The sequence below is a fragment of the Halorubrum sp. Atlit-26R genome, assembly GCF_003666015.1.
GTDB lineage: Archaea > Halobacteriota > Halobacteria > Halobacteriales > Haloferacaceae > Halorubrum.
Genome location: NZ_QPLT01000263.1, coordinates 1 through 651 on the forward strand (window position 1 = coordinate 1; position 651 = coordinate 651).

The window sequence follows — 651 nt, forward strand, 5'->3', positions numbered from 1 at the left end:
GTCGATCGTCATACGGTACGACGTATCGAGGTCAATCCGCAGACAGCGGAGGAAACGAGTGCGTAGTCGGCCAATCCGCCGCCACCGTCCGGGGCGACGGATTCGCCTCCATCTCCAGTAACTCTTTGAACAACCGGCACAACCTCCCCGATGAAGCGGGAGATTTGAGTTATGAACAACTGAAGTCTTCCGCTTCAGTTCCTTTGATTTAGCGTCCCACCTCGCTGCTGTATAGCGATTCAACACAGCCATTTCAAGTCATTCACCATGGAAATCGGAATCCATCGAACGTGTCTTTTGAGAAATAGAACGACAAACATCATTGTTTGCGAATAGTTTCAGCAATGTCGCGCTCAAGACAGCTCAAACTGGCTCGAAGCTGTCGCCGTCTACCACAATTCACGCTAAACTTAACGCGACCCGTAAACGGCTGTACCGATTCGAACGCTGGCTTTTCCGAACGCATTTTCCGACAGAGGACTGGATCGAACGACCCGCAGAATACGAACGAGAACAAGAAAGAGATACACCGTCTCATGAGAACGCACGAATGCACTCTTTGTGTGAAGCGTACCAGCTGGGGATAGCCATCCGGAACGAACTCAGAGAAACCGACCTCGTCACCGCGTTCGAGAACCTCGATCACCTGAA

1 pseudogene is annotated in these 651 nt (G+C 51.5%); it reads right to left on the reverse strand.

Annotated features, from left to right (window positions below):
• Positions 1 to 173, reverse strand: a pseudogene (locus DVK07_RS20480) (IS5/IS1182 family transposase); the annotation flags it as partial.
• Between the last annotated feature and the right edge of the window lie 478 nt (positions 174 to 651).